Source organism: Bradyrhizobium sp. CCBAU 25338 (assembly GCF_028128965.1).
GTDB classification, from domain to species: domain Bacteria; phylum Pseudomonadota; class Alphaproteobacteria; order Rhizobiales; family Xanthobacteraceae; genus Bradyrhizobium; species Bradyrhizobium liaoningense.
In genome coordinates this window covers 192,296-216,090 of record NZ_LFKY01000039.1, presented here as the reverse complement: position 1 = coordinate 216,090, position 23,795 = coordinate 192,296, and the positions used below count along the sequence as shown (strand labels likewise).

Genomic DNA, 23,795 nt, shown 5'->3' with positions numbered 1-23,795 from the left:
TTCTCCTACTCCGCAGCGGCTGCAAAGCGGCTGTTCTCGAGCTCCGCTTCCAGCCGGGCCTTCTCCGCCGCCGCCAGCCTGATATTGGCTTCCTTGACGTGGCCGAAGCCGCGGACCGTCTCGGGCACCCGTGCAAGCCGCGCCAGCAGCGGGATCTGTGCCGCTTGCAGCCCGACGATCCGCTGATCGATCATCGCCAGATAATCCGCGATCAGCTTGCGCTCGGTCCGGCGCTCCTCGGTGCGGCCGAACGGATCGAGCAGGCCGCCGCGCAGGAACTTGAGCTTGGCGAGAATGCGGAAGGCTTGGATCATCCAGCCGCCGAACTCCTGCTTCTGCAGATGTCCCGTCACCTTGTCGCGCTTTGCGAAGATCGGCGGGGCGAGGTGGTACTTCAGTGTGAAGTCCCCGTCGAATTTCTCCGACACCTTCCTGGCAAAGCTGCCGTCTGTGTAGAGCCGTGCGACCTCGTATTCATCCTTGTAGGACATCAGCTTGAACAGGTTCTTCGCGACGGCCTCGGTCAGCTCCGTCGACGCGGGCGAAGCTGCGCTCTCCGCCTTGCGCACCTTGGCGACCGCCGCGAGATAGCGGTCGGCGTAGGCCTTGTCCTGATAGAAGGTCAGGAACTCGGCGCGGGTTGCGATGATGTCGTCGAGCGATTTCGTTGGCGCGGATGCGCGGCTCTTGAACTGGAGCACGCTGCGCACCCGCGACATGTCGTGGGCGGCGAGACGGCCCCAGGTGAAGGCGAGCTTGTTCATCTCGATCGCGGCGCCGTTGATCTCGATGGCGCGGAGCAGGGCCTCCAGCGACAGCGGGATCGCGCCCTTCTGGAAGGCGAAGCCGAGCATGAAGGGATTGGTTGCGATGCTGTCGCCCATCAGCGCGGCGGCAATGCCCGTCGCATCGATGATGTCGAGATTCTTGTCCCCGATCGCGTCACGCAGCACGGTCTGCATCGTGCCCATTTCGAAATCGAGATCGGGGTTCTGCACGAAGCTCGCAGTCGGCTGCAGGTCGGCGTTGATGTAGGCCTTCGTCACGCCGCGCTCGGCGCGGCTGAGTGCGGTCGGGCCGGCCGAAACGATCATGTCGCAGCCGAGGATGACGTCGGCACCGCCCGTGGTGATGCGGACCGCGGAGATATCTTCCGGCTTCGGCGCGATGCGCACATGGCTCATCACCGCGCCGTTCTTCTGCGACAGGCCGGTGAAGTCGAGCGCCGAGCAGCCGCGGCCATCGACATGGGCAGCCATGCCGAGCAGCGCACCGATGGTGATGACGCCGGTGCCGCCGATGCCGGTGACGAGGATGTTGTAGGGGCCGTCGAGCTCTCGCGCCGGCGGCAGCGGCAGATCGGCGAACAATTGCCCGGAATCGACCGCCGAGGTCTTCATCCGCTTCAATGTTCCACCATGCACCGTGACAAAGCTCGGGCAGAAGCCCTCGACGCAGGAAAAGTCCTTGTTGCAGTTCGACTGGTCGATCTGGCGCTTGCGGCCGAACTCGGTCTCCAGCGGCTGCACCGAGACGCAATTGGAAGCCTGCGAGCAGTCACCGCAGCCTTCGCAGACGAGCTCGTTGATGAAGGCGCGCTTGGCGGGATCGGGATAGAGCCCGCGCTTGCGGCGGCGGCGCTTTTCGGCGGCGCAGGTCTGGTCGTAGACGATGACGGTGAGGCCCTTGATGTCGCGCAGCTCGCGCTGCACGGCATCGAGCTCGCGGCGGTGATGGATGGTCGCGCCCTGCGGGAAGTAGTTTCCTTGCGGATATTTGCCTGGATCGTCGGAAACGATCGCGAGCCGCTTGACGCCCTCGGCCCAGACCTGATGCGCGATCTGCGCGACGTTGAAGGCGCCTTCGGCCGGCTGCCCGCCGGTCATGGCGACGGCATCGTTGTAGAGGATCTTGTAGGTGATGTTGATGCCGGCGGCGGAAGCGGCGCGCAGCGCCAGAAGACCGGAGTGGGTATAGGTTCCGTCGCCGAGATTCTGGAAGATGTGCTGTTCGGTCGTGAAGGGCGACTGGCCGATCCAGTTCACGCCCTCGGCGCCCATATGCGAGATCAGGTCTGTCCGGCGGGTCGGCATGCTCAGGGCCATGCCGTGGCAGCCGATGCCAGCCATGGCGCGGCTGCCCTCGGGCACGCGGGTCGAGGTGTTGTGCGGGCAGCCCGAGCAGAAGAACGGTGTGCGCGCGAGCTTGATCTGGGTGCTCGTGGTGACGGGATTGTCGAAGGCCTCGAGCCGGGCGAGGCGCTGCTCCAGCACCGGGCTGTGATGGCCGAGCTTGCGCAAGCGTGCCACCAGTGCGCCCGCGACGATGGTCGGCGTCAGCTCGCCCTCGCTCGGCAGCAGCGGCGCGCCGCGCTCGTCGCGCTTGCCCGTGACGGTCGGGCGCTTCGACGCGTCGATATTGTAGAGGATGCGCATCAGCTGGTCTTCGATGAAGCCGCGCTTCTCCTCGACCACCAGCACGTCCTGAAGGCCTTCGGCAAAACGCCTGGCGCCGCTTTCCTCGAGAGGCCAGGTCAGCGCGACCTTGTAGATGCGCAAGCCCAGATCCTGCGCGTCCTTGTCCGTAATGCCTAAATCGGCGAGCGCCTGGCGCAGGTCGAGATAGGCTTTGCCGGTCGCGACGATGCCGAGCCGCGCCGGCTTCGAATCGAGCACGATGCGGTCGAGCTGGTTGGCGCGGGCGAAGGCCTGCACGGCGGCCATCTTCGGGCCGAACAGGCGCTTCTCGGCTTCGAGCGGCGGATCGGGCCAGCGGATGTTGAGGCCGCCGGGCGGCATCTCGAAATCGTCGGGCAGCTTGATCTGGATACGTTCAGGGTCGCTGTAGATCGAGGCCGAACTCTCGACGGTCTCGCTGATCGCCTTGAAGCCGACCCAGCAGCCGGAGAAGCGCGACAGCGCGAAGCCGTAGAGGCCGAGGTCGAGATAGTCCTGCAGCGTCGCGGGATTGATCACCGGGATCAGCGCCGCCGCGAACACCTGCTCGCTCTGATGCGCCAGCGTCGAGGACTGGCAGCCGTGGTCGTCGCCGGCAAGCGCGAGCACGCCGCCATTGAGCGAGGTGCCGGCCGCATTGGCATGCTTGAGCGCATCGACCGAGCGGTCGACGCCGGGGCCCTTGCCGTACCAGATGCCGAACACGCCATCGACCTTGGCGCCGGGAAACAGGCCGACTTGCTGGCTACCCCACACGGCGGTTGCAGCTAAGTCCTCGTTCAGCCCGGGCACGAAGGCGATGTCGTGCTGCTGGAGGTGCGACTTCGCCCGCCACAGCGCGTGGTCGTACATGCCGAGCGGGGAACCGCGATATCCCGAGATGAAGCCGCCGGTGTTGAGCCCCTGGAGCCGGTCGCGCTCGCGCTGCAACATCGGCAGTCGAACCAGAGCCTGCGTGCCGGACAGAAAGATCCGCTTCGATTCGAGCCGGTATTTATCGTCCAGCTCGACCTGCATCAGCGTCATTTCGGGAGTCCTTGTCTTTCGTTCGGCGTGGAGTTTGCGCTGCGGGAGGGGAGTGCGGCGGCGCGACGCGAATTGTGACAGTCAAGAGTATGTATGGGCGAAGTCAATATCGCTGGCAGCATCCGTGGCGCTCCTGCTAGTCATGGCTGCCTGCGGAGAGCACCATGACTGCAAACGCATTCGACACCGATATCACGGAAACGGCCGAAGCGCTGATCGGGCCGTGGCGCCAGCCGCGCCAGATGCTGCAAGCGCAAACCTACGACGCGCACGCCTCGATCCACGACGACGCAACCGCCCAGAAGCTCGGCTTCAAGGGCGGCACCATCGAAGGGCCGACCCATTTCAGCCAGTTCGCACCGCTCGGCGAACGGCTATGGGGTCGTGCCTGGTTCGAGACGGGCTGCCTTTCCGCGCATTATCGCAGCGTCTGCTACGAAGGTGAGGAGGTGCAGGCGATCCTGTCGAAGCCATTGCCCGGCACGAGCCAGTGCCAGATTCAGATGGTCAAGCGCGACGGCATCGAGGTGCTGCGCGGTACGGCCTCGGCCGGCGATGCGCCGGTTGCGACCGCGCTCGAGACGCGCCTCGGCGAGCTCAAGCCGCTCACCGATCCCGTCATCCTGCGCGATGTGAAGGTGGCGCAGACCGGCAAGCGGCAGCCGGTGCGCATGGCCTTCGATCAGACCATGGGCGACCTCTATCCGTTCTCACTCCGGCGGAAGCTCGCCGTCATCACCGAGAACTCGCCCTACTACGCGAGCGCGGATAATCCCTGGGGCAGACCCATCATCCCGATGGAGATGCTGAGCGTGCTGTTCCAGTACCGCTCCAAGGACGATCCGCTGCCGGCCAAGGGCCCGGCTGTCGGCCTGTTCGCCGACCAGGAGATCCGCCTCGTGAAGGGGCCGCTCTTCGTCGACGAAGAGTACGAAGTCGAGCGCGAGGTGGTCGCGCTGTCCGGCAGCCGTCGCACCGAGAGCGCCTGGGTGAAGACACGCGTGTTCGACAAGACGGGCGCGATGGTGGCGACCATGCTGCTGAACATGGCGACGCTGAAGGATTCCTATGCGCCGTATGAGGAAGAGTATCGGCGGCTGTATGGGGCTGGGCGGTAGGGGCAAGGCGTCGCCACACACGTGCGTCGTCATTCCGGGGCGACGCGTAGCGTCGAGCCCGGAATCCATTTCACCTCGGGTACTGCGGCCTGATGGATTCCGGGCTCGCGACTGCGTCGCGCCCCGGAATGACGGCTGGTGAAAGTCTCGCCGCCGCTTAAGCATTGAGCAAATGCACGTCGTAAAACCGCCGCACAGCGAATGAGCACACGCGCTCTCGTCTCCTAACATTTTGACATAGCAGCGAATTTCTCGAAGCTCTCCTTCCAATCGCTATTGTACACAATGGCACGGCGCTTGCAGAACTCCTGGCCAAGAGAGTTCTCGCGGGGGGTCTGCGTCATGTTGAACTCAGTCAAGCCGGCAAAGGGCGTCATCAGCGCCGAGCCCGAGCCGATCACGCTCGACTGGCCCGCCACCGCGCTTCTCATCATCGACATGCAGCGGGACTTCATGGAGCCCGGCGGCTTCGGCGAAACGCTCGGCAACGATGTCAGCCAGCTTGCACGCGCGGTGAAGCCGATCGGCGCGGTGCTGGCGGCGGCGCGCGACACCGGCATGCTGGTCATCCACACCCGCGAGGGACATCTGCCCGATCTCTCCGACGCCCCGCCGGCGAAGGTCGAGCGCGGCGCGCCGAGCCTTCGCATCGGTGATCCCGGTCCGATGGGACGCATCCTCATTCGCGGTGAGGCCGGCCACGACATCATTGCCGAGCTCTATCCGCTCGACAGCGAAATCGTGATCGACAAGTCGGGCAAGGGCGCCTTCTACGCCACCGAGCTCGGCGATGTCCTGCAGAAATACGGTATCGAGAATCTTCTGGTGTGCGGGGTCACGACAGAAGTGTGCGTCAACACCACCGTGCGCGAGGCCAATGACCGCGGCTATCGCTGCGTCGTCATCTCCGACGGCTGCGCATCCTACTTCCCCGAATTTCACGAGATGGGCCTGAAGATGATCAAGGCCCAGGGCGGCATCTTCGGCTGGGTCGCGAGCTCAGCCGCAGTCCTGGAGGCGATGAGGATTTCGAGCACATAGGGGTATGACCATGAGCACATTGACGGGGACGGCGGGCAAATCTGAAATCGACAAGTCCGGGTTCAAGCCGGCACTATGGACATCGGGCGACTGGAACGCGTTTTTCGGCTTCGGCACCAACATCCTCGTCAACATGCTGGTGCTCACGGGCCTGTTGCGCTTCGTGCTGAAGATGCCTGACAGCCTCGTGTTCGGCCGCATCCTGCCCGCCCTCGGGCTGATGATGTGCCTGTCCACCTTCTACTATGCGTATCTCGCGTATCGGCTGGCGCAGAAGACCGGCCGCAACGACGTCTGCGCGCTGCCCTCCGGCGTCAGCGTGCCGCACATGTTCATCGTCACCTTCGTGATCATGCTGCCGATCACGCTGAAGACCGGCGACCCGCTCAAGGGCTGGTCGGCGGGGCTCGTCTGGGTGTTCTTCCAGAGCTTCATTCTCATGATCGGCGGCTTCATCGCGCCGTTCATCCGCAGGATCACGCCGCGCGCAGCGCTGCTCGGCACGCTTGCCGGTGTCTCCGTCACCTTCATCTCGATGCGGCCGGCGCTCGAGATGTACATGACGCCGCAGATTGGTCTGGTCTGCTTCGCCATCATCCTGGTGAGCTGGTTCGGCGGGGTGAAATATTGGCGCGGCATTCCCGCCGGTCTCGTCGCCATTGCCGTCGGCATGATCATCGCCTGGGGCTCGAACCTGTTCGGGCTCGGCCTTGGCGGCTTGAGCCTCAAAGGCGTTGGCGCTGCCTTCGCCAACTTCGGCTTCTCGGTGCCGATCCCGGCAATAGGCTATGTCTTCTCCGGCTTCGAGTTCCTCGGCATCATTCTCGTTACCGCCATCCCGTTCGGCATCTACGACCTCGTCGAGGCCATGGACAATGTCGAGAGCGCGGAAGCGGCCGGCGACGACTATCCGACCACGCGCGTGCTGACCGCTGACGGCGTCGTCAGCCTGATCGGCTGCCTGATGGGCAATCCCTTCATCAACGCCGTCTATATCGGCCACCCCGGCTGGAAGGCGATGGGCGGCCGGATCGGTTACTCGGCGGCGACCGGCATCATGGTCGTGGTGCTGGCCTGGTTCGGCATCATCTCGGTGCTGCTGGCGCTGGTGCCTGTCGTCGCGATCTCGCCGATCCTGCTCTATATCGGCATGCTGATCGGCGCGCAGGCGTTCCAGACCACGCCGGTCAAGCACGCGCCCGCGATCGTGCTGGCGCTGACGCCGCATCTGGCCGCCTGGGCCAAGCTCCAGATCGACACCATGCTTGGCTCCACCATGAACGCGGCGGCAACCGTCGGCGGCTTGGCGGCCGACAAGGCCGATGCGGTCAAGGCCGCCGCGATTGCCGCGCTGCCGCAGCAGGGCGTGTTCTATCACGGCCTGGAGGTGATGGGTGGCGGCTCCATCCTTGGCGGCCTCATCCTCGGCGCGATCGGCGTCTTCATCATCGAGCGGGATTTCGAGAAGGCGTCCGCCTTTGCGCTGGTCGGGGCGATCCTGACTTACTTCGGCTTCATGCATGGCGAGGCCGTCGGCATCGGCGGCGGCTTTGGCGTGACGCCCGCGGTCGCGCTGGCCTACGCCGTGATGGCCGCCGGCCTGTTCGCCGCAAGCAAGCTCGGCGCCAGCGAACCCTACGCCGCGCATCCGGAGATGTCTGCCGCGCCGGCGGAGTAGGCGTGGACCTCAAGCGTCGAGGAACGGCCGGGCGTGTCCCGGCCGGTTTCTTTTCAGGGGCGCACGGCTGGCGTCTCCATCGGCAGGCCACGCGCCCGCGACATCAGATAGAGCTCGAGCGCGACCAACTCGGGTGAGCCGTAGCCATAGGCCTGGGCGCGGACGCCGGTCATGCAGCTGCGCAGCCGCCGCTCGAGCGATCCCAGCGTCTGCCACTCCAGCCGGTAGAGCGGATAGCCGGTCGGCTGTCCCTGCGTGATCGGCGCGCCCGCAAGCCGCTTGTCGAAATTGTCGTCATGGCAGTTGGTGCAGGCGAGGTTGAGCTGGCCCTCGCGCTGCATGAAGAGCGCGCGGCCCTGCTCGACAAACGGCTTGAGCTTTGGATCGTCACCGGCCGTGATCGCGGTGCCGCGCGACTGGTGGGCGACGAAGGCGGACAATGCGAGCAGCTCGCGATCCTCGTAGGGCAGCGGCTCCGCCTGCTGATGATCGGCGCGGCAGAGATTGATCCGCTGATCGAGCGTGACGGGACGGCCGAGTGCCTGGTCGAAGGCGGGGTAGCGCGCCGCGGCGCCTTTCATGCTGCTGCGCGCATCGCCATGACAATCCGCGCAGGCCTTGTTGGCGCTGCCGGTCTTCTTCGCCCAGAGCGCCTCGCCGTCGAGCACGAACAGCATGCCGGGATTGGCGGTGTCGTCGTCCTGCATGGCGCGCGTGTCCGGGCCCATGAAGGTGTAGCCGGAGCGGCGCGCATCGGGCGGGATTTCACCGGCGAGCAGGGCAGGGGCTGCGGCGAACAAGGTTGCCACCGCTATCGCGCGCCAGGAGATCATTCGACCGTGATCGATGCCGACGCGGTTGTCGAATAGCCGTTGTCGCCGATCCATTCGAACTCGAACCTGCCGCTGTCCTTCGCGACCGTGAAGAACGACAAGTACGGGTTCGCCGCGATCGCCGGAAAAAGATCGGCGCGAAAAATCTCCGTGCCGTTGTAGCGACATGCAAAACTCGTGATGATGTCGCGCGGCACCAGCTTGCCGTCGGCGGTGTGGCGGAAGCCGGTCTCCATGATGTGCGAGGTCAGCGTGCGGATCTCGATGATGTCGCCGCGTTTGGCCTTTGCCGGAACGTTGATGAGGGCGGCCATCAGTTCGTCTCCTCGGTGCAGGCGGCCAACGTCACGACGACGTCGGCGGCAATTTGCCAGAACGTGTCGTCGGAGAGATGCGCGATCGCGACGACCTTCTGCGTGTCGGCGAGCCGGATCCGGGTCGAGACCTGGGCTCGGCCGGAGGAGGGGCCGAAATAGAAATTGCCGATGTTCGGCTGCGGGTTCTTTTCGTTGAAGACGTGGATGCTCTTGACGTGGTCATCGGCCGTCATCGGGCTTGCAACGCTCACCGTCATCGGCACCGTGTTGCCGTTCTCGACCAGCGGCGGAATGTCGAGCTTCACCCTGCCGCTGCGAATCTGTGCTTCGCCGACGACGTTGCGGATCGCGGTGTTGAGCATCGCCGGTGTCGCCTCGAGCGGCCGCAGGGTGACGATCGGGATCGTGCCGGCGACTGTCACGCCGCCGGCGAGGCCCAGGAATTGTCGTCGCGTGGTTGGCATGACCCTAGTCCCGAAGCGTTGCAAGAAAAGCCACGATGTCCTCGATCTCCGCAGCCGACAAGATCGGCTTGCCGGCGAAGTTGCGTCCGACGCGGACGAGGCCGCCGGCGCGATAGTAGGACGGCATGATGGTCTGCGGGTTGAAGCGCGAGGCATCGACCAGTCGAAGCCGCAACTGGTTTACCGACCACCGGTTCCCCGCGCCGGTGAGATCTGGCGCGAGATCACCCTGGAACCGCGTTTCCGGAAATGGGCCGGAATGGCAGAGAATGCAGGTCGTGGTGCGCGCCAGCACCAGCGCGCGGCCGCGCGCGGCATCGCCAGGGGAGCCTGTGAGCGAGGCTGGAATGCCGTCGTTGACGATTGTGTAGGGGACAAGCTCGTTCGCCTTGGTTGATGACAGTGCGAGGCAGGCTGCAATAAGTACAGCAATCGCAGATGTCGGACGGGATGCACGGTGCCGCCGCGAACTCCACTTACCTCTCCCGCTTGCGGGAGAGGTCGCTGCGCAGCGGCGGGTGAGGGCTCTTTCCTCTTGGGAGTTCTCGCGGGTGGAGACACCCTCTCCCCAACCCTCCCCCGCAGGCGGGGGAGGGGGCGCACCTTGTTCGTGGTGACAGCCTGCTCTCATCTTGCGTTAGCCAAAGGTGTCCGCCGTGATGGTCTGAAACCATCGCTCGGCCTCGGCTGCCTCGCGCGCGCGCAATTCGCGCGGCGCATCGACCGGGCTGGTCGCGCCGCCCTCGACCTCGGCGAAGATGTCGCCCCTGGGCTGGTAGTTGCCGGCGAGCGAGAAGCCATAGCCGGGCGCGACGGTGCTGTAGCAGACCCCTGTGAGTCGTGGCGCCTCCGGTGTGCGACCCGCGAGCAGGCTAACGATCGCGCTAGCGCCGGCCTTGCCCTGCGCGGTTGCAGCGGAGGCCGATTTTGGGATGCCGCCGCCAAGGCAGGCGTCGCCAATGACGTGAATGTTCGGGACAAGTTTCGACTCGAATGTGACAGGATCGATCGGGCACCAGCCGGTCGCATCCGCAACGCCCGCGACCGCCGCAATGCGGCCGGCGCGTTGCGGTGGGATGACGTTGGCGACATCAGGGGTGTAGTTGCCGAATTCGGTGACGATGGTCTTGGTCGCGGCATCGATTGAGGTGACGCGGCCGCCTTGCGAGAGGGCGACGCGCTCGATCATGTCGCCGTAGAGTTCCTTCCATGCCTGTTCGAACAGTCGCTGCAGGGAGAAGGTGTCCTTGGCATCGAGGATCAGAACTTTCGAGCGCGCCTTCTTCGTCTTCAGGTAATGCGCGATCAGGCCTGCGCGCTCGTAAGGCGCGGGCGGGCAACGAGAGGGATTGGCCGGGATGGCAATGGCGACGGTGCCGCCGTCCGGCATCGCTTCGAGTTGCCTGCGCAGCAAAAGCGTTTGCGCGCCGGCCTTCCAGGCGTGCGGCATCGTCTCCGACGCGGCCTCGTCGTAACCGGGCAGGGCATCGAGATGGAAGTCGATGCCGGGCGAGAGCACGAGCCGGTCATAGCCAAACGCGGTGCCATCGCCCGTAGTCACACGACGCTTTTGCGCGTCGATGGCCGTCGCAGCCTGGGCGACGACGGTGATGCCGGCGGCGGCGAGCCTGTCGTAGCCGAACTGCTGCGCGTCGATCTCGCGCAGGCCCGCGATCACCTCGTTGCTGAAGGGGCAGGAGATGTAGGTCTTGTTCGGCTCGATCAGGGTGACCTGCAATCTGGCGTCGGCGCGCTTGAGTGCGCGGGCGCAAGCCGCGCCGCCAAAGCCGCCGCCGACCACGAGGACGCGGCCCGCCGATTGCGCGCGCAGGATCGAAGGTGCGGCGAGCGATGTGGCCGCGACGGCGATGCCAAGGACGGCATTCCGCCGTGTCACCGGCGCATTCATGAGGCTTGTCCGGAAAATGTTGCGGCGGCCGGCATGGCCGCCGCGAGTCGTTGTTTGAGCATGATCTTTTCCGGAAAACCGCTTCGCACTTTTCCGGATCATGCTTTACGCGAAGGTGATGTTCTGGTCCCGCAGCGGCACCGAGCGGATGCGCTTGCCGGTCGCGGCGAAGTACGCATTGAGCACGGCCGGCGCCGCGACGCCGATGGTCGGCTCGCCGACACCGCCCCAGAACCCGCCACTCGGCACCATCACCGATTCCACCTTCGGCATCTCGTTGATGCGCATCGAGTTGTAGGTGTCGAAGTTGGTCTGCTCGATCTTGCCGTCCTTGACGGTGCAGCCGCCATAGAACAGCGCGGAGAGGCCATAGACGAAAGAACCCGCGATCTGCCGCTCCACTTGCGCCGGATTGACGATGTAGCCGGGATCGGTGGAGGCGACGATGCGATGCACCTTGATCTTGCTGCCGTCGGTCACCGAGATTTCGGCGGCGCCGGCGACATAGCTGCCGTAGCCCATGACCTGCGCGATACCGCGATAGACGCCCTGCGGTGCCGGCGTGTCCCAGCCGATCTTCTCGGCCACGGCATTGAGCACCGCGAGGTGCTTGGGGTGATGGCCCATCAGCTTGCGGCGGAATTCGAGTGGGTCCTGGCCTGCGGCCTGGGCCAGCTCGTCCATGAAGCATTCCATGTAGATCGCATTGTGATTGACGTTGACGCCGCGCCAGAAGCCCGGCGGAACGTGAGGGTTGCGCATCGCATGCTCGATCAACAGGTTCGGCACCGAATAGCCGAACGCGGCGTCTCCGGACTGGGCGACGCCCTGGAACGCGACGGGATCCATGCCGTTCTGCAGCGCTTCGGGGCGAAGCGAGAACAGGATCGACTGGCCGGACAGGCGGTAGTGCAGCGCGATCAGATTGTTGTTGGCGTCGAACGCGCCGGTCATCTTGCACTGGGTGATCGGGTGATACCTGCCCTGCGCCATGTCCTCTTCGCGCGACCACAACAGCTTGATCGGCGTGCCCGGCATCTGCTTGGCGATCATGACCGCCTGGCGCACATAGTCGGTCTGACCGCGCCGGCCGAAGCCGCCGCCTGGCATCACCTTGTGCACGTCGCACTTCTCGGCCGGCAGGCCGGAAGCCTCCAGCACGGCAGCGAAGGCCGCCTCGCCATTCTGCGTGCCGCACCAGACCTCGCATTTGTCCGCCGTGTAGATCGCGGTGGCGTTCATCGGCTCCATGGTGGCGTGGTTCTGGTAGGGATAGCTGTAGACGGCCTCGACCTTTTTCGCGGCGCCGGCGATCGCCGCCTTGGCGTCGCCGTTCTTGTTGCCGACATAGGCCGGCTGCGCGTCGTCGAGCCCCTCGGCCAGCCACTTTGCAATCGACGCACTGGAGACCTTGGCGTTGTCGCCCTCGTCCCAGACGATCGGCAGCGCCTCCAGTGCGGTCTTGGCGTGCCACCAGGTGTCGGCAACGACGGCGACCGCGGTATCGCCGACCTTGACCACCTTCTTGACGCCTTTCATGCCGGCAATCTTGGTGTCGTCGAAGCTCTTCAGCTTGCCGCCGAACACCGGGCAGTCCTTGATCGCGGCGTTCAGCATGCCCGGCAGCTTGACGTCGATGCCGTAGATCATGGCGCCGGTGGTCTTGTCGACGGTGTCGAGCCGCTTCACGCCCTTGCCGATCAGCTTCCAGTCCTTCGGATCCTTCAGCTTGACGTCCGCTGGCGGCGTCAGCTTCGCCGCAGCCTCGGCGACCTTGCCGTAGGTCGTGGTCCGGCCCGAGCGTGTATGGGTGATGACGCTGTTCGCGGCCGTGCATTCGGAGGCCGGCACTTTCCACGCATCGGCGGCGGCCTGGATCAGCATCACGCGCGCGGTGGCGCCGCCCTTGCGGACATAGTCCTGCGAAGAACGGATGCCGCGGCTGCCGCCGGTCGAGAAATCGCCCCAGACGCGCTTGCGCGCGACGCTCTGGCCCGGGGTCGGATATTCGGTCGTGACCTTGGTCCAGTCGCATTCGAGCTCTTCGGCGACGAGCTGGGCGAGACCGGTGAGCGAGCCCTGGCCCATCTCGGAGCGGGCGATGCGGATCACCACGGTGTCGTCGGGCCTGACCACGACCCAGGCGCCGATTTCGGGCGAGCCGTCGGCGGCGCGCACCACGGCGGGGCCGCCGAAGGGAATGTCGAGGCCGATGGCGAGACCCGCGCCGACAGCAGCGCTGCCGATGACGAAGGCACGACGGTTCATCTTGGGAGAGACGTGCTTGTTCATGGGGCGGCTCCTTACGCGCTTGCGATCGTGTGGATCGCCTCGCGCACCTGCTGGAAGGTGCCGCAGCGGCAGATGTTGGTGATGGCCTCGTCGATGTCGGCGTCGGTCGGCTTCGGCTTCTCGTTCAGCAGCGCCGCCACCGCCATGATCATGCCGCTCTGGCAATAGCCGCATTGCGGCACGTCCTGGGCAATCCAGGCGTCCTGCACCTTGTGCAGCGCATCGCCTGAGGCGAGCCCTTCGATCGTGGTGATCTTCTTGCCCTCGGCCTCGCTGACCGAGATCCCGCAGGAGCGCATGGCTACGCCGTCGATGTGAACCGTGCAGGCGCCGCATTGCGCGATGCCGCAGCCGTATTTGGTGCCGGTCAGGCCGGCATTCTCGCGGATCGCCCAGAGCAGCGGCGTATCCGGCTCGACGTCGAGGGTGAAGGGTTTTCCGTTGATTGTTAGGTTTGCCATCGCAAGTCCCCTGATTGGCCCAATCCACCGATTGAACTCAGGGGCGCAATCTGTCCGGCAAACTGGAACTGTTCAAATCAACACTCCGAGGGCTAGCCGGGATGCATAGCCCGGCCGCGTGAGAGTATGGACCGCGGCGCTGTTTTGCCTCATCCCTTCGTCAATCGATTCGGGTTGACGTCTCCTCCATGGGCGCCAATCCGCGGCCTCAGGCGACGACCGGCCGTCAAGGCCGGTTCCAGGCCCGGGTCGCGCCCCGCGCAGCGGCGACAGTTTGTCCCTTTTGCCGGGATGCAAGACGCCTCCGCTCTGGTACACTGGGCCGAAGCAAAAGGAGTTCCATGAACGTGCCGAGTCCCTGCAACGTGCTGATGCTCTACCCGCTGTTCTCGGCAGAGTCCTTCTGGAGCTTTGGCGAATCCTGCAAAGTGATGGGCGTCAAGCGCCCTGCCGCCCCCTTGGGCCTGATCACCGTCGCCGCGATGTTGCCCGAGAGCTGGACGGTCCGGCTGATCGATTGCAACACGGCGCCGCTCGGCGACGACGATCTCGCCTGGGCCGACGTCGTCTTCACCGGCGGAATGATGCCGCAGCAGGCCGACACGCTGCGCCTGATCGAGCTCTGCCGCGCCGCTGGCAAGCCGGTGGTCGTCGGCGGTCCCGATCCCACCTCGAGCCCCCACCTTTACGAACGCGCCGACTTCCGGGTGCTCGGCGAAGCCGAGAGCGTCATCGACGAATTCATCGCGGCCTGGGAAAGCGGCGCGCGGTCCGGCGTCTTCACCGCGCCGAAATTCCAGGCCGACGTCACCAAGACGCCGGTGCCGCGTTTCGACCTGCTCAGGTTCGAAGACTATCTCTATCTCGGTGTGCAGTATTCGCGGGGCTGTCCCTTCACCTGCGAATTCTGCGACATCATCGAGCTCTACGGGCGCGTGCCGCGGACCAAGACGGTCGAGCAGATGTTCGTCGAGCTCGAGACGCTCTATCGGATGGGCTACCGCGGCCATCTCGACTTCGTCGACGACAATTTCATCGGCAACAAGAAGTCGCTGCGGCAATTCCTGCCAAGGCTCGCCGAATGGCAGCGCACGCACGGCTATCCCTTCGAATTCTCCACGGAAGCCTCGGTCAACCTCGCCGACGATCCGGAGCTGCTGGAGCTGATGGGGGCGGCCAACTTCTTCGGCATCTTCGTCGGCATCGAAAGTCCGGACCCGGCGACGCTGGTCGCGATGCGGAAGAAACAGAACACGCGGCGCAACATCGCCGAGAGCATCCACAAGATCTACGCCGCCGGCATGCTCGTCACCGCGGGCTTCATCGTCGGCTTCGACAACGAGAAGGTCTCGATGGCGGAGGCCATGATCGACTTCATCGAAGAGGCGGCGATTCCTGTCGCCATGGTCGGCCTGCTCTATGCCTTGCCGAACACGCAGCTCACGCGCCGCCTCGAGCGCGAAGGCCGGCTGCATCCGGGCCACGATGTGGCGCCGACCATCGGCGCCGATCAGTGCACGGCCGGCATCAACTTCGATCCGGTCCGCCCGTTGCGCGACATCCTGATGGATTACAGGCGGGTGCTGGAGCACACCTACAGCCCGGCGGCCTATGCAGGACGCGTCGACCGCCTGATGACCCTGCTCGACCGATCCAGGCAGCGTCCCGAGCTGGCCGAAGGAGATATCCGCGCCAGGCTTGGGGCGATGGAGACGGTGCACAAGGTGGTCACCGCCCTTCCCGAGGCACGGGGGCCGCTCTGGCAGACCTTCATGAATTGCGCCAAGCGTGACACCTCCTCCGCACGCATCGCCGTGCAGATGATCGCGGCCTATGCGCATCTCGGACCGTTCTCGCGCAAGGTGATCGCGGCCATCGATGAGCGCCTGGCCGCGCTGGACGGGCACATGCCCAATCCCGTCGTGGCTATGGACGCGACCGAGGTTCGACATCTGGCCTGAGATCCGGAGAGCCTATGGAGGCCGCGGGACGCTTTGATGCGCCGCCGGCCAGGCCCTCCGACAATCAAAGTGGCTGTCATGTGTGAGATCCCGGCTTGACAGCCGAACAACCTCAAGCTGATCGTCATCAGGACGACACCGGGCCTGCCATGATTTCGGTGCGCTGCTGCGTCATTGCCAGATTGGCTTTAGCGGGGTTGAGCCATGTTCAGGAAGGTGATCCGCTGGTCGATTGCATTGATTGTCGTGGCGGCTCTGGCCTTTGCGTATCTGCCTTCCTTCATCGCCGATTCCATCTACAAGAACGTCGACGACATCACCGACGGCGAGATGCCCGCCACCGTCACCGCCTTTCAATCGGGGCCGGACGTCGTCAGTACCATCGGCGGAAGCGGCGAGGGCTTGAACTGCAGCCTGCCGCCCTGGGCCAACATATTGTTCGACGGCGGGACGGATTCCAACCAGAAGCGCCATCTCGTCCTGCAGCGCTTCAGGCAGGCCTGCGTCTTTCACGACCTGTGCTATCGCCACGGCCTTGCGACCTACGGCTATAACCAGAACGATTGCGACCGCATTCTGCAAAACGCGGCTTTTCGGCTGTGCATCTACATACGAAACAGCAGTCAGGAGAGCAGCGCGGCGCGCTGTCAGACCGATTCCAAGATGGTTCTGGCCGGCGTGAGTCTCGGAGGCTACAACGCCTATCGCGGCTGGGACCGATCGACCTATTTCGAATTCGACTCGGATCCGTCGCGATCGAACGGGTTTCAGGTCAGTCGCGTGGTCGATCATCCATTCAAGGCGATTGCACCGGCCAAATACGCGGGTGACCCCGATCAGGTCATTCTCATGTTCGAGAACCTTCGCTCCAATCTGGCCGTGACCTGCATCACCTGCGCGACTGTTCCCGTTCTCGAGTGGACCACCGATCCCAACGCCGTCAGCGCCGAACTGAGCTCTGTCGGGGTGACGCGGTTGCCGGACGTGCTGCTCAAGCGCGTGCCCATGCTGACCGAAACTATGCCGGTCTGGTTGCCGCCGCGCCGGCGGCACGCCGCGCCGCATCTCCTGGTCGATGGAGCGGGCAAGCACCATCTGATCTGGATGAGCCGGAACAACTCGGAGAACAGCATATCCTGTGTCGTCATCGCCGATGCGGCGCGGCTGCTCACCAATACCTTGCCGACCCGGGATCTCTGCTCGGTCGATGCGGGCCCATCGCTGACCCGCGTGGAAGTCGACATGTTCGCGACCTCTCCGCTTCCGATGGAAGTACCCGGAAGTTCGGATCTCATCTATGCGACCTCGGCCAGCCCACAGAAGACGACAGAGCAACATCTGAGCTTCTGTTCGCGCTCTGCGTCCCGGAAGGTCGAGGAGACCGACCATGACGACCGGTCCAAATGCGTCACGTTCCCCGAAGCCGAGGTCCGCACGGGCGCGGCGCTCGGCGCATTTCAGAACTTTCTGCTGGTTCGTCCCGGGCAGCAGATCTATTTCGCGCGGGACATCGCCCAGCAGACGGACTCGCTGCTGACCGCCGCCTGGCAGCGCGCCTTTGGCAATAGCTTTTCGCCCGAAGGCGCCCTGCTCGTGATCGACGTTGCACCGCCGCTCGCCCCAAAAGGGCCTCTCTCGGCCAGGTTGAAGAAGATCGTCCGGTTCAACATCGACGATCGCTTCGATCCGATGATGCCGATCACGCGCAAGGTGGACGACCTGCGCTTCCTGAGCCTTGAGGCGGCAAAGTCGAGCGTGCACCTTCGCATGATCGATTTCGCCAAGGACAAGCCCTCCGTCGCCAATGTGCAGCTGATGATGGGCAACGGCGAGGTGGACCTGGATCGCTCCTGGGCGGAGAGGCCCATGCTGGTGCTGGAGACCAGGGACGCGCGACCCAGAACCAAGCTGGTGTTCTCGCGTGGAGAAGTCGCGGTCCAGGCGGGCAAGCCCGTCACGTCGGACGCGACGACGGAAGCGTTGACGCTGCAGACATTGGTTTTCGAACGCGATGCCGCGGCGCCTTCGAATATGCCCTTCGTGAAATCGGCCGGAGCGGCGTGCCGGGTCGTTTACGAGTTTGCACCGAACCACACCGACTGGCCTTGCTACCGCGCGTTCGATCCCGAGCGTACGATGCGGGCGTCGCCGGCGACGCGGATGCAGGCCTCCCAGATGCTGGTCGGGCGGTTCACCCGAGCCGGCGGCCATGGCATCGCATTTCCCGATCTCTGCCTGAAGTCGGAGCCGATCATCCTGGCGCCGCAAGGGAGCACGTTTGTGCCCGTGAGCGAGACCGCGGGTTGGACAGGGCCGCCAAGGCTGACGCGGACGATCAAATGCGAGCCGCTCGATGCGGCGGCAGTCGCGAGCCGTCCGATCGCGGACAAGGCTCCGTGACAGCGCGCTGCTGATGAAGCGCGCGAATGTGTTCGATCTACTTCACTGCCAGTCGCAAGAAGCTCATCACGCTGCCGAGCGCGGCGAAGCCTGCGCCGAGCGCCAGCGCCAGCGTCGCGCCGTCATGACCCGCGAGCGCGAAGCAGGCCGCGGCGAGCGCCGCGCCGGTCGTCTGCCCCGTCAGGCGCGCAGTGGCGACGATGCCCGAGGCGCTGCCGCTGCGGTGCGGCGGCGCGCTCGACATCACCGCCTTCATGTTCGGCGCCTGGAAGAAGCCGAACCCCATGCCGCAGATCACCATGCGCCAGATGATGTCGGCGATCGCAGGATTGGCCGGCAGCATGGCGAGCAGCGCCATGCCGAGACCAAGCAGCACGAGGCCGATGCCGCCGAGCAGGCCGACGGCATAGCGGTCGGAGAGGCGCCCCGCGATCGGCGCCATGATGCCGACCACCAGCGGCCAGGGCGTCATGAAGAAGCCGGTCTCGACCTGAGAGCGGCCGAGCACGTCCTCGAAGTAGAACGGCAGCGAGACGAAGGCGAGGCCCTGCACGGCGAAGGAGCACACCGCGGTCGCCGCCGACAGCGCGAACATCGGCCGGCTGAACAGGTCGATCGGCAGCATCGGCGCGGGATGGTCGGCATGGCGGCGCGTCAGGATGAAGCCGAGCGCGAGGGCGGTGACCAGCTCGATGCCGACGACCACCGGCGACAAATTGTGCGCGGCGCTGCCGATGCCGGTGATGAACAGGCCGAGGCAGGCGGTGGCGAGGATCGCGCCGAGAAAGTCGAAACCGTGATCGGCGCGCGGGGTCTTCGGCAGCATCGCAAAGCCGATGCCGATGGCGACGAGGCCGAACGGGATGTTGACGGCGAACAGCCAGGGCCACGGGCCGACCGCGAGGATCGCCGATGCAATGGACGGCCCGAAGGTAAAGGCGGTTGCGACCACCAGCGCGTTGTGGCCGAAACCGCGGCCCTGCATCCGTCCGGGATAGACGAAGCGCACCAGCGCCGTGTTGACGCTCATGATCCCGCTCGCGCCGAGCCCTTGCAGGGTGCGCGCGACCAGCAGGCTGTCCAGCGACCACGCCACCGCGCAGAACAGCGAAGCGATGGTGAACAGGATGAGGCCGCCGAGATAGATGCGCTGGTGCCCGACGATCTCGCCGAGCGCGCCCAGCGGCAGCAGGGTTGCGACCAGCGCGATCTGGTAGACGTTGACGACCCAGACCGACTGCTCCGGGCTTACATGCAGATCGGCGGCGATGGCGGGCAGGGCGATGTTGGCGATCGCGGTGTCGAGCGAGGCCATCGCCAGCGCGGTGAAGATCGCAGCAATCGCCCAGCGCCGCTGCGTGACCGGAAGGCCGTCGGCGGTCGGATGGTCGGGCTCGCGCGCCGCGGCAGGTAACGTGATTGTCATCGGCTCGGTGTTGTGCGCTCGCAGCGTTGCCGCGGCGGCGTGGGCTATGCGCCGTGTACTACAGCTTGGCGGTCGGCCACAGCCTTATGCGTGCATGCTGTATATGCGCCGATGCCGGCCGCATCGCGCAAAGGGCGAGGCGAGCGAGCCGGTTCGCCTGCTTTCGGTCCATGGTTACGGCGATCGACTCCAAAACCCGAAAAACAACCCCATGCACAGTAGAAGTGCCCTTGATCCGAAAGGGATTTTACAGCCGCGTTGCAGGGACATTCGCGGCTCCGATCAAGTTGACCCGTCGGGCAAAACACTGGCAGGATGCCATCGTGGTATTCGTCCTCGCACCAGCGGCATTTCAATCCTGCTCAATCATCGCCGATGCGCTCGGCCTGCTGTTCTCGCTTGTTACGCACAAGGAGTTGTTCGCAAGCTCTGATCATGGCGACGACAAGGAGGCGCACTGGCCGATCGGAATCGACTTCGGCATCTGCTGGTCGTCACGGCGCTGGTCGCGCTGGTCAGGGAAATCTTTGTAGATTCGATGAAGGCGTTGGTCGGCGCGCCGCCGCCGAATCTGCGGTGGCCTTTGCCGCCGCGCGCAAGGACCGGCTCGACATGGCTTCAGCATCGCGCTCGGCAGCGCCTCCCGGATCGCGCGGTTCGTTGCCCCCATTGCAACCGCTACGTCGGCCTTTATCACTGCCAGCGGGCGCTCGGCATGGTTTGTCGGCGCCTTGATTGTCTTCATCTATGCGGTGTTTGCGCGGGCGGGGACCGCAGGCGGACAATGAAATGACATTGCGCGGAGACCAAACCCGGCGTCGGAAGCGGCGAATCCAGGCATCGATTATTTAATTTGACTTACCATGTAGTTAAAACTATATAGCTTTTATATATTTAATAAATTTAATCGTGGCGGGCGCCGCCCTGACGTCAATTTCGATCGAGCGTGTTCTCACCGAGCACCGGACCATGCGAACAGGCCGAGTCATCCGCGCCATTAGAGTTGCCGTCGAGAGAGGCCTGATGAATGCGCCGGCCAATTGAAACAGCACCGAGGAGCGGAGAAGGCATCTGGGTAGAAGATGCGACGGGGGCTACTGAGGTCGGCCACTGGTCACCCGAGGCAGGCAAATGGGTCTGGCAGGACGGTTCTCCGATCGATCCTGCGCCCACCCATTGGTACCCCGCAATGGAGGATGTCGATCCGGAAGACGATCAATCGGGCGGTTCACTCGTGACGGCTGCAATTCTGATCCCCGTCATCTTCGTCGGGGTTTCGCTGCTCGGCGTGTTCACGCCATTCACGGCGCAACCGAACATGACGCGCATCGGCGGCGATATCGCCGTCAGCCTCGATCAGCGGCTGGAAATCCCGACCGGCTCGCTAGCACTCCTTCAGCGCGAAGCGACCGGAGCCCTGATGCAGGCGGAGCCAGCGAGTGTGGTGCAACCAAGCCAGCGGCTGGGCAAAGACGCGCCGCGCATTGATGCGTCCGCCAACGAGCTGGCCGAAGCGCGCAGGGAGCTCGACGAGGCGGTCCAGCGCGCGCACACGGCGGAAATCGCGGCGGAGGTGCTGCGGAAATCACTTCAACAGGAGCAAGCCCACAGCGCCGAGCTCGCGAACGAACTTGCCGGAGCCCGCCGCGAGATCGACGCCGGCAACGCGAAATCCCGCAACGCGGACGATGTGGCCGCGCAGCAGAGAGATGCGGCGGCGCGGGAGATCGCGGAACTGCAGCAGGCCCTGCAGCAGGAGCGGCAAAGAAGTGGACTCCTCGTGAAGCAGGCGAATGCAGCGCAGGCGGCTGCGGCGAGCGCCGAGCAGGAACGCCACGAGGCGCAGTCACGCGCCGCCGCGCTCGCGAGCGAACTCGCCGCAATACCTCGCGCATCGCTTACGGCGGAAGCTGCGGCCGCGGAACAAAAGGAGGTCGTGGGACGGGAGGTTGCGGAGCTGCGTCAGTCCCTGCAAGCCGAGCGGCAGAAGAACGCCGACCTCGTTGCCCAGGCCGAAGCAGCGCGAGCGGTAGCGGCCAATGCCGAACAACAACACCGAGCTCTCGAAGAGGCCCAGGCGCATGCAACCGCGCTGGCGAGGGAGCTTGCGGAAACGCGCCGTGAGATCGAAACCCGGAACGTGCAATTGCGCGAGGCGAACGATGCCGCTTCGCAGCAGAGACAGGCAGCGAACCGGGAGATTGCCGAACTGCGGCAGTCGCTGCAACAGCAGCGAAGCGGGACCGAGGCCAGGCAAAAAGACCGTGCATCGGCATCGGCCCCAGCCGATGCTCGCCACCAGGCGGAGCAAACAAATCGAGGCCCGATCTTGCCGGCGGCGCGGAGCGCGGAAGCGACTGTCGCGGAGCCGCTGAAAGCCGCAAACCAGGCCGAGGCGGAGGCCCGATTGATCCCGCGCGCCAGGGCGTTGCTCGATCAGGGAAATATCGGTGCAGCGCGGATCGTTCTCGAACTCGCGGCCGAGAAGGACATTGCGCAGGCAAGCTTCATGCTCGCGGAGACATACGATCCGGCGGTTCTTTCCGCCTGGGGGACCTATGGAACGCGCGGCGAAGCGGCCAAGGCGCGAGAGCTCTACGCGAAGGCACACCGGGGCGGCATTCGCGAAGCGAAGGAACGCCTGGAGGCGCTGCAGCGCTGAGAGTGGACGTGTTGCAGTCCTGCGGACCAACGGTTGCGGTGGCTGATTCGGAAGGGAAACGACATGAACAAGGCGCCAAGGTCACTCTCGCTGCTCCTGCTCGCCGGGTTGCTGCCGGTCGCGATGCTGCTTCAGACGGCCTGCCTCGAAGCGCAAACGGCGGGAAATACCAGGACTGATGCTCAACTCGTCCGAAGGCCGCTCCCGCCGGAGAATGAAAAGGATCGGATGAACGCCTGGACGGTCGGGCTCGCCGGCGGTCTGCTCGAGGGCGCACCGATCCGCCTCGCCGCAGAAATGGCTCGCGTCGTCGACGACGGAGCAAACCTGCATCTCCTGCCGATCGTCACGCGGGGAGCCACCGACAATCTGAATGCGCTGCTGTATTTGCGTGGCGTCGATACCGCCATCATCAATTCCGATGCGCTCGACGAATATAAGGTTCAGGCACCGCAGATCCGAAGCCGCATCACGTATCTGCTCAATCTCTTCCCATCCGAGCTGCACATTTTCGTACGGCCCGAGATCACAAGCCTGAAGGATCTTGCCGGCAAGAAGGTGAACTTCAACACCCTGGGCACCGCAGCGGCCTATTCAGGACCACTGATCTTCAGCCGTCTCGGCATCGATGTCGACAAGACGTTCATTCCGCATCAGTTGGCCCTGGAACAGATGCGCAAAGGCGAGATGTCGGCCGTCGTGTTCATTACATCGAAACCCGTCGACGCCTTCGTGAGGGGCCGCTGGGATGCTGGATTCAAGTTCCTGCCGGTCAACTACGACAGGAAGTTCGAGGACTATTATCTGCCCGCGACCCTTGAGGCCAACGAGTATCCCAGTCTGATCAGGCAAGGCGAGCGGATCTCGACGATTGCGGTGCCGACAGCGCTCGTTGCGTTCAACTGGCCGCAACAATCGAATCGCTACCAACGCGTGGCGCGCCTCGTCGACTATCTATTCTCGCGAATCGACAGGCTGCAGGCGCCGGGCTTCGATTCGAAATGGCAGTCGATCAATCTCGCGGCAACCGTGCCAGGGCTCACTCGCTTCCAGGCCGCACAGGATTGGCTGGATCGCAAGGCGCGCAGCGCACAGGCTCGGCCATGAAGAGTGCGGCTCCTCCGCTCGCCGTCGCTTTCAATGTGGCCTGCGGAATCGCCTACGCGCAAAGCGCGAGCGATCCCATGGAAGCACTTCGGGCTTGCTCGGCGATGGCGGGGCAAGGCCGGGTGGAATGTCTTCAGGATCTGTCACGCAGGATTCCACCGCCCGGCCGGCGCGCGTCAGACGATGGCTGGCTGATCAGCGAGACCACTTCGCCAGTCGACTATTCACCGATCGTCACGGCCACCACCTCTTCGATCGGCAGTTCGGATGGTGCTGCGATGCAACTCGCAATCCACTGCCGTAAAGGCCGCACGGAAATCGTAGTCGCAGGACCGACGATGTCACGCAGTGCCAATGAATACGCCGTCTCCCTTCAGCTCAATGCGGAGCCGCCAATGCAACTCGCGGCTGCCGCGCCGTCATTCGGCTCCGGCGTTGCTTTCGGGGGCGACGTCGTGCGGTTGCTGAGGTCGCTGCCCGATGACGGTTACATCAATGTGCGTCTCTCCATCCGCACCGGCGTGGTGCAGGAGGGACAATTCCCGCTCGGCGGATTCAGGAACGTGCGCGAGAAAGTTGGGGCTGCATGCAAATGGCCACATGCGGTCGCCAGACCAGGACGGTGAGGATCAGGGAGAGGGAGA

Annotated in this window: 18 protein-coding genes; 9 read left to right on the top strand and 9 right to left on the bottom strand. The window is 64.8% G+C overall.

Features of this window, described 5'->3' with window-relative positions:
* Nucleotides 1–5 precede the first annotated feature (5 nt).
* Nucleotides 6–3,482 carry an indolepyruvate ferredoxin oxidoreductase family protein gene (locus tag ACM42_RS22995; protein ID WP_271530071.1) on the bottom strand — a complete coding sequence of 1,159 codons (3,477 nt, stop codon included), beginning with the start codon at nucleotides 3,480–3,482 and terminating at the stop codon, nucleotides 6–8.
* A gap of 164 nt (nucleotides 3,483–3,646) precedes the next feature.
* Between ACM42_RS22995 and ACM42_RS22990 the strand changes: the two genes are divergently transcribed.
* The 3 genes from ACM42_RS22990 (at nucleotide 3,647) to ACM42_RS22980 (ending at nucleotide 7,319) form a co-directional block, all read left to right on the top strand.
* The gene (locus ACM42_RS22990) at nucleotides 3,647–4,600 is read left to right on the top strand and encodes a hypothetical protein (RefSeq protein WP_271530070.1); all 954 of its coding nucleotides are present in this window, start codon (nucleotides 3,647–3,649) and stop codon (nucleotides 4,598–4,600) included.
* A gap of 342 nt (nucleotides 4,601–4,942) precedes the next feature.
* Nucleotides 4,943–5,641, top strand: coding sequence for a cysteine hydrolase family protein (locus ACM42_RS22985; protein ID WP_271530069.1), 699 nt, complete (start codon nucleotides 4,943–4,945; stop codon nucleotides 5,639–5,641).
* Nucleotides 5,642–5,651: 10 nt separating this feature from the next.
* Nucleotides 5,652–7,319, top strand: a complete 1,668-nt coding sequence (locus ACM42_RS22980; protein WP_271530068.1) for a regulator — start codon at nucleotides 5,652–5,654, stop codon at nucleotides 7,317–7,319.
* 53 nt (nucleotides 7,320–7,372) lie between these two features.
* Here the strand turns inward: ACM42_RS22980 and soxA are convergent, their stop codons facing one another.
* The 7 genes from soxA to ACM42_RS22945 form a co-directional block, all read right to left on the bottom strand.
* A complete protein-coding gene (gene soxA, locus ACM42_RS22975; protein WP_271530266.1) occupies nucleotides 7,373–8,152 on the bottom strand; it encodes a sulfur oxidation c-type cytochrome SoxA in 780 nt (259 codons plus the stop codon).
* Nucleotides 8,149–8,466, bottom strand: a complete 318-nt coding sequence (soxZ, locus tag ACM42_RS22970) for a thiosulfate oxidation carrier complex protein SoxZ (RefSeq protein WP_271530067.1) — start codon at nucleotides 8,464–8,466, stop codon at nucleotides 8,149–8,151. The genes soxA and soxZ overlap by 4 nt, the downstream gene beginning before the upstream one ends.
* Nucleotides 8,466–8,933 carry a SoxY-related AACIE arm protein gene (locus ACM42_RS22965; protein ID WP_271530066.1) on the bottom strand — a complete coding sequence of 156 codons (468 nt, stop codon included), beginning with the start codon at nucleotides 8,931–8,933 and terminating at the stop codon, nucleotides 8,466–8,468. Before ACM42_RS22965 ends, soxZ begins: the two co-directional genes overlap by 1 nt.
* 4 nt (nucleotides 8,934–8,937) lie before the next feature.
* Nucleotides 8,938–9,366 carry a sulfur oxidation c-type cytochrome SoxX gene (gene soxX, locus ACM42_RS22960; protein ID WP_271530265.1) on the bottom strand — a complete coding sequence of 143 codons (429 nt, stop codon included), beginning with the start codon at nucleotides 9,364–9,366 and terminating at the stop codon, nucleotides 8,938–8,940.
* 204 nt (nucleotides 9,367–9,570) lie between these two features.
* On the bottom strand, nucleotides 9,571–10,842 hold the full coding sequence (locus ACM42_RS22955) for an NAD(P)/FAD-dependent oxidoreductase (RefSeq protein ID WP_271530065.1): 1,272 nt from the start codon (nucleotides 10,840–10,842) through the stop codon (nucleotides 9,571–9,573).
* A 105-nt stretch (nucleotides 10,843–10,947) separates the two neighbouring features.
* The gene (locus tag ACM42_RS22950) at nucleotides 10,948–13,134 is read right to left on the bottom strand and encodes a xanthine dehydrogenase family protein molybdopterin-binding subunit (protein WP_271530064.1); all 2,187 of its coding nucleotides are present in this window, start codon (nucleotides 13,132–13,134) and stop codon (nucleotides 10,948–10,950) included.
* Between the two features lie 11 nt (nucleotides 13,135–13,145).
* Entirely contained in the window at nucleotides 13,146–13,595 is a 450-nt protein-coding gene (locus tag ACM42_RS22945) for a (2Fe-2S)-binding protein (RefSeq protein WP_271530063.1), read from the bottom strand.
* Nucleotides 13,596–13,936: 341 nt separating this feature from the next.
* Here ACM42_RS22945 and ACM42_RS22940 point away from each other — a divergent pair, with 341 nt between their 5' ends.
* Nucleotides 13,937–15,556, top strand: a complete 1,620-nt coding sequence (locus ACM42_RS22940) for a B12-binding domain-containing radical SAM protein (RefSeq protein ID WP_028180375.1) — start codon at nucleotides 13,937–13,939, stop codon at nucleotides 15,554–15,556.
* Between the two features lie 204 nt (nucleotides 15,557–15,760).
* Nucleotides 15,761–17,956, top strand: a complete 2,196-nt coding sequence (locus tag ACM42_RS22935) for a hypothetical protein (RefSeq protein ID WP_271530062.1) — start codon at nucleotides 15,761–15,763, stop codon at nucleotides 17,954–17,956.
* A 37-nt stretch (nucleotides 17,957–17,993) separates the two neighbouring features.
* Here the strand turns inward: ACM42_RS22935 and ACM42_RS22930 are convergent, their stop codons facing one another.
* A complete protein-coding gene (locus ACM42_RS22930; RefSeq protein ID WP_271530061.1) occupies nucleotides 17,994–19,382 on the bottom strand; it encodes an MFS transporter in 1,389 nt (462 codons plus the stop codon).
* Between the two features lie 323 nt (nucleotides 19,383–19,705).
* On the opposite strand from ACM42_RS22930, the gene ACM42_RS38740 reads away from it, so the two are divergent.
* The 4 genes from ACM42_RS38740 (at nucleotide 19,706) to ACM42_RS22910 (ending at nucleotide 23,777) form a co-directional block, all read left to right on the top strand.
* Nucleotides 19,706–19,915: a hypothetical protein gene (locus ACM42_RS38740; protein WP_442868938.1), complete on the top strand. Its 210-nt coding sequence runs from the start codon at nucleotides 19,706–19,708 to the stop codon at nucleotides 19,913–19,915.
* Nucleotides 19,916–20,409: 494 nt separating this feature from the next.
* Nucleotides 20,410–22,044, top strand: coding sequence for a hypothetical protein (locus ACM42_RS22920; RefSeq protein WP_271530060.1), 1,635 nt, complete (start codon nucleotides 20,410–20,412; stop codon nucleotides 22,042–22,044).
* A 63-nt stretch (nucleotides 22,045–22,107) separates the two neighbouring features.
* A complete protein-coding gene (locus tag ACM42_RS22915; RefSeq protein ID WP_271530059.1) occupies nucleotides 22,108–23,151 on the top strand; it encodes a TAXI family TRAP transporter solute-binding subunit in 1,044 nt (347 codons plus the stop codon).
* Nucleotides 23,148–23,777 carry a hypothetical protein gene (locus tag ACM42_RS22910; protein WP_271530058.1) on the top strand — a complete coding sequence of 210 codons (630 nt, stop codon included), beginning with the start codon at nucleotides 23,148–23,150 and terminating at the stop codon, nucleotides 23,775–23,777. Before ACM42_RS22915 ends, ACM42_RS22910 begins: the two co-directional genes overlap by 4 nt.
* Nucleotides 23,778–23,795: the final 18 nt, after the last annotated feature.

What these genes read in the sequence shown, in the direction of transcription:
- ACM42_RS22995 (WP_271530071.1), bottom strand. Translation starts at nt 3,482, where the DNA reads ATGACGCTGATGCAGGTCGAGCTGGACGATAAATACCGGCTCGAATCG.
- ACM42_RS22990 (WP_271530070.1), top strand. Translation starts at nt 3,647, where the DNA reads ATGACTGCAAACGCATTCGACACCGATATCACGGAAACGGCCGAAGCG.
- ACM42_RS22985 (WP_271530069.1), top strand. Translation starts at nt 4,943, where the DNA reads ATGTTGAACTCAGTCAAGCCGGCAAAGGGCGTCATCAGCGCCGAGCCC.
- ACM42_RS22980 (WP_271530068.1), top strand. Translation starts at nt 5,652, where the DNA reads ATGAGCACATTGACGGGGACGGCGGGCAAATCTGAAATCGACAAGTCC.
- soxA (WP_271530266.1), bottom strand. Translation starts at nt 8,152, where the DNA reads ATGATCTCCTGGCGCGCGATAGCGGTGGCAACCTTGTTCGCCGCAGCC.
- soxZ (WP_271530067.1), bottom strand. Translation starts at nt 8,466, where the DNA reads ATGGCCGCCCTCATCAACGTTCCGGCAAAGGCCAAACGCGGCGACATC.
- ACM42_RS22965 (WP_271530066.1), bottom strand. Translation starts at nt 8,933, where the DNA reads ATGCCAACCACGCGACGACAATTCCTGGGCCTCGCCGGCGGCGTGACA.
- ACM42_RS22955 (WP_271530065.1), bottom strand. Translation starts at nt 10,842, where the DNA reads ATGAATGCGCCGGTGACACGGCGGAATGCCGTCCTTGGCATCGCCGTC.
- ACM42_RS22950 (WP_271530064.1), bottom strand. Translation starts at nt 13,134, where the DNA reads ATGAACAAGCACGTCTCTCCCAAGATGAACCGTCGTGCCTTCGTCATC.
- ACM42_RS22945 (WP_271530063.1), bottom strand. Translation starts at nt 13,595, where the DNA reads ATGGCAAACCTAACAATCAACGGAAAACCCTTCACCCTCGACGTCGAG.
- ACM42_RS22940 (WP_028180375.1), top strand. Translation starts at nt 13,937, where the DNA reads ATGAACGTGCCGAGTCCCTGCAACGTGCTGATGCTCTACCCGCTGTTC.
- ACM42_RS22935 (WP_271530062.1), top strand. Translation starts at nt 15,761, where the DNA reads ATGTTCAGGAAGGTGATCCGCTGGTCGATTGCATTGATTGTCGTGGCG.
- ACM42_RS22930 (WP_271530061.1), bottom strand. Translation starts at nt 19,382, where the DNA reads ATGACAATCACGTTACCTGCCGCGGCGCGCGAGCCCGACCATCCGACC.
- ACM42_RS22920 (WP_271530060.1), top strand. Translation starts at nt 20,410, where the DNA reads ATGCGCCGGCCAATTGAAACAGCACCGAGGAGCGGAGAAGGCATCTGG.
- ACM42_RS22915 (WP_271530059.1), top strand. Translation starts at nt 22,108, where the DNA reads ATGAACAAGGCGCCAAGGTCACTCTCGCTGCTCCTGCTCGCCGGGTTG.
- ACM42_RS22910 (WP_271530058.1), top strand. Translation starts at nt 23,148, where the DNA reads ATGAAGAGTGCGGCTCCTCCGCTCGCCGTCGCTTTCAATGTGGCCTGC.